Genomic DNA, 4,257 nt, shown 5'->3' on the forward strand with positions numbered 1-4,257 from the left:
CTGATTATGACAAATATATTTATGATATATCATAGGAGCCAGCAATGAAACAATTTAAGAAGTATCTAGCAGACAGGGCCGGGCTCGCCGAACGCGGCCTTAAAAAACATCTTAAACAAATCAAGAACGCACCGCAGATTATCGTCGACGCCATGGCTTATTCGCTAAACGCAGGCGGCAAACGCGTAAGGCCTATTCTTGTAATGGCCGCGGCGGAAGCTTTCGGTTTAAAACCGGCGGACGCGATACCGGCGGCAAGCGCGGTGGAAATGCTCCACACCTATTCTCTTATCCATGACGATTTGCCCTCCATGGACAATGACGATTTAAGAAGAGGCAAACCCACCAATCATAAAGTTTTCGGGGAAGATTTGGCTTTGCTGGCGGGCGATGCTCTTTTAACTTACGCTTTTCAGACCGTCCTTAAAAACGGCGAAGTTAAAACCGTCGGTTATGAAAAAGCGGCAAAAGCGGCTTACGCTTTGGCTTATTACGGCGGAGTAAGCGGCATGATAGGCGGACAGGTGGCCGACGTATACGCAGAAGGCATACTGGAAGGCAAAAGCAAACGCGCCAGCCTGCTGACCGCTTCAAAATATTTTAAAGGCAAAAGCCCCAAATACTTTTTATTGCCCGGCGAGGCTAAGGAAGTTTCCGCCCCGGCTTTGCTGACTTATATTCATAAAAATAAAACCGGCGCTTTGATAACCGCCGCAGTGGAAATGGGCGCGATTTTGGCCGGCGCGGAAGCGTCCGATCTTAAAAATATGCGCAAATACGCCGGCGCGATAGGCTTCGCTTTCCAAGTGGTTGACGATATTTTGGACGTAACCGCCACAAAGAAGCAGCTCGGCAAATCCAACAGCGACGCGCAAAATAAAAAGCTTACTTATGTAACCCTTTACGGTTTGGAAGAAAGCAAAAAAGCCGCGCTTAAAGCTTTGAAAGACGCTCAAAACGCCCTTAACGCGCTTAAGACCGCCAAGAAAGACAAACTCAAACCTTTATACGATATGGCTGAATTTATCGTCGGCAGGTCCTACTAGGAGAATTGCAAATGAAAATCCTTGATTCTATAAAATCACCGGAACAGCTCCGCCTTATGGACGCGGCGCTTTTGCCTCAGCTGTGCGATGAGATCCGCCATACGATAATCAGCACGATAAGCAAAACCGGCGGACACTTGGGTTCAAGCCTGGGCGCGGTGGAACTTATTACGGCTTTGCACTATGTTTTCAATACACCGGAAGACAAAATCGTTTTTGATACCGGCCACCAAGCTTACGCCCATAAAATTCTTACGGGCAGGCTCTCCAAATTTAACACGATACGCAAAAAAGGCGGGCTGAGCGGATTTTTGAAGATTTACGAATCCCCTTACGACACTTTCGGCGCGGGGCACGCTTCAACCGCGCTTTCCGCCGCTTTGGGCATGGCCATGGCGCGCGACCAAAAAAAGGAGAATCATAAAGTCGTGGCAGTAGTTTCCGACGGTTGTATGACGGGCGGATTGGCTTATGAAGCCCTGCAGAACGCGGGCCAGCTTAAGCCTAATATGCTTGTGGTTTTAAACGACAACCAAATGTTCATTTCCAAAAGGGTAGGCGCGCTGGGAAGCTTCCTGACAAAGCTTCTCACGGCAAAATACGTCGCCGCGGCTGAAACGGAAGCCACAAAATTCATGAGCAATTTTGAAATAGGCAACAATGCGCTTAAACTGGCTTACAGGGCCAGATCCATTTTATTTTCCGGCGCATTGTTTGCGGAACTTGGTTTTAGATACTACGGCCCGGTCAACGGCAATGACATCGCCGAAATGACGGACGTCCTTTCCAAAATAAAAGACATACCCGGCCCCGTGATTTTGCACGTAGTAACCAAAAAAGGAAAGGGGTATCCCCCCGCAGAAGAAAAACCCACCAAATATCACGGCTTGGGTATTTTTGACGCGGAAACAGGAGAAACTATCGGCAAATCGGATAAAATCACTTACACAAAAGCATTTTCCGACGCATTGCTGAAACTTGCCAAGGAAGATAAAAACATAACGGCCATTACCGCCGCCATGCCGGAAGGAACGGGCTTAAACGCTTTCCGCGACGCCCACCCCGACAGATATTATGACGTCGGCATAGCCGAAGAGCACGCGGCCACTTTCGCCGCCGGTTTGGCCACGCAGGGCATTAAGCCGATTGTAGCTTTATATTCATCTTTCTCGCAAAGATGCTATGACCAAATACAGCAGGATATCTGCCTGCAAAATCTGCCGGTCGTTTTCGCTCTGGACAGAGCCGGGCTCGTAGGCGAAGACGGCCCGACGCACCACGGCGTTTTTGATTTGAGTTTGTTCAGAAACATACCTAACCTTATCATAGCCGCACCGGCCGACGAAAACGAACTTCAGCATTTGCTTAAAACCGCTTTTGACGCAAACAAACCCTTTATCCTGCGCTACCCCAGAGGGAGCGCGGAAGGCATCGCCATGGATAAAGAGATGAAAGTTCTCCCAATCGGCAAAGGCCACTGGATGAAAAAGGGCAAAGATTTAACCATACTCGCAATAGGCAACCGCGTATATCCGGCGCTTAAAGCCGCGGAAATCTTAAAAGAACAGGGCATAAACGCAGGCGTTATAAATATGCGCTTTGCCAAGCCTTTAGACGTTAAAATAATAAAAGAAGCGGTAAAAATATCGCCTAATTTGGTATCGGTGGAAGATAATGTTTTGGCGGGCGGATTCGGATCCGCTATAGCCGAAGCCTTGGCGGACAACGGTCTTAAGGCGGATTTGCTGCGCCTCGGCGTCAAAGACAATTTTGTAGAGCACGGCAAGCAGGCCGAACTTTATGAAGATATCGGCCTCTCGGCGCAAGAAATAGCTAAAGCTGCCGCAAAAAAGTTTAAATAAGCGGCGAGCGTATATGGAGAAATTATGACCAAAGAAAAAAAACAGCCGTTTAATTCCTATATAAAAGCTTATGAAGACACAGCGTTTTTAAAAAGCGATGCTGCGCGCTCCGTCAGGCTGCAGCTTGAGCTTTTAAAACCGGAAGTAATCTTGCATCAAGCCGGCATAAAAGAAGGCGTGGTTTGCTTCGGCAGTGCAAGGATACGCCCCGAAAAAGAATCTTTAAAACGCATAGCGGACATAAAAAAACAAATTAAGCAAAGTCCTTCCAAACCGGCTTTGAAACATCGCCTTAAAGAAGCGGAAGGTTTGCTTAAGCTGGCCAAATATTACGACTGCGCAAGAAAGTTTGGCGAATTGGTAATTAAAAAAGGCAAAAACAGATTTGCCGTAGTTACCGGCGGCGGCCCCGGCATTATGGAAGCGGCCAACCGCGGCGCTTATGAAAGCGGCGGCAAAAGCATAGGCTTTAACATAACCCTGCCGATGGAGCAGTTCCCCAACAAATATATTACCAAGGGGCTGGCGTTCCTGTTCCATTATTTCGCCATACGCAAAATGCACCTTGTAATGCGCTCCAGAGCGGTGGTAGTCTTCCCCGGAGGATACGGCACTTTTGACGAAATGTTTGAAATACTGACGCTCGTTCAAACCGGCAAAAAGAGCAAAATCCCCGTAATACTTGTGGGCAAAGAATTTTGGAACGGAATTTTTAATATCCACAAAGTTGCGGAATACGGCGTTATCTCCAAGGAAGATCAATTCCATGTGGTTGAAACGGCCGAAGAAGCTTGGGATATTATAGCCAAACACTATAAAATAAAATAGAGTATTTAAATTTGCTCGGGGCCGGCCTTTAAAAGCCGGCCCTTTTCTATGTAAAAATAAAAAAGGGGAACCCGTTAAGGCTCCCCTTAGGAGGGTACTATATGTATAGTACCAAAGCTGTCAACATTACGACTAACTACCGGTCGGTAAACCTAATGAAGCGCAAATACCAGTAGTACCTGGATCTGAACAAGTCACCTTGCCATCTCTAAAATTTCTCGTGATAGTATATGCACCAGATTCGCCAGCACTAGCTTGTCCAGAACCTCTTGTAGCAGTAACATGTGCCGTTTCAACAGGTGTAGCTGTTAATGCTATCTCAAAATTCTTAGTTTTATAAGAAGCACCAGTAGCATCTTCCCCTGTTGTCTCATCAGTAAAAGACACATCAAACTGTGAGAAGTCAGCTGTATAAGTATTATCTGAGCTGGCTAAACGATATCTCTCTTCAGCGGCAGCAATAGTGCCAAGAACTGACAAGGCTTCAGTAGCTCTGGATTTTTCCACCGCTTTAAAATACT

The 4,257-nt window shown here is 47.1% G+C and carries 4 protein-coding genes; 3 read left to right on the plus strand and 1 reads right to left on the minus strand.

All coding sequences use genetic code 11. From position 1 onward, the window contains the following. Positions 1-44: 44 nt before the first annotated feature. Genes ACQY26_RS02195 through ACQY26_RS02205 form a run of 3 tightly spaced genes read left to right on the plus strand, consistent with a single transcriptional unit; the run spans position 45 to position 3,736 of the window. Positions 45-1,046: a polyprenyl synthetase family protein gene (locus ACQY26_RS02195; protein WP_428047443.1), complete on the plus strand. Its 1,002-nt coding sequence runs from the start codon at positions 45-47 to the stop codon at positions 1,044-1,046. Between the two features lie 11 nt (positions 1,047-1,057). Continuing rightward, positions 1,058-2,908: a 1-deoxy-D-xylulose-5-phosphate synthase gene (dxs, locus tag ACQY26_RS02200; protein ID WP_428047444.1), complete on the plus strand. Its 1,851-nt coding sequence runs from the start codon at positions 1,058-1,060 to the stop codon at positions 2,906-2,908. Positions 2,909-2,932: 24 nt separating this feature from the next. Then, positions 2,933-3,736, plus strand: a complete 804-nt coding sequence (locus ACQY26_RS02205; RefSeq protein ID WP_428047445.1) for a TIGR00730 family Rossman fold protein — start codon at positions 2,933-2,935, stop codon at positions 3,734-3,736. A 132-nt stretch (positions 3,737-3,868) separates the two neighbouring features. Here ACQY26_RS02205 and ACQY26_RS02210 read toward each other — a convergent pair. Continuing rightward, on the minus strand, positions 3,869-4,257 hold a 389-nt coding region (locus tag ACQY26_RS02210; RefSeq protein WP_428047446.1), incomplete at its 5' end, for a hypothetical protein.

This window comes from Candidatus Proelusimicrobium excrementi (genome assembly GCF_937881865.1).
Classification (GTDB): domain Bacteria; phylum Elusimicrobiota; class Elusimicrobia; order Elusimicrobiales; family Elusimicrobiaceae; genus Proelusimicrobium; species Proelusimicrobium excrementi.

Bases quoted from the DNA above. Each gene is read 5' to 3' on its own strand.
- ACQY26_RS02195 (WP_428047443.1), top strand. From the start codon at position 45: ATGAAACAATTTAAGAAGTATCTAGCAGACAGGGCCGGGCTCGCCGAA.
- dxs (WP_428047444.1), top strand. From the start codon at position 1,058: ATGAAAATCCTTGATTCTATAAAATCACCGGAACAGCTCCGCCTTATG.
- ACQY26_RS02205 (WP_428047445.1), top strand. From the start codon at position 2,933: ATGACCAAAGAAAAAAAACAGCCGTTTAATTCCTATATAAAAGCTTAT.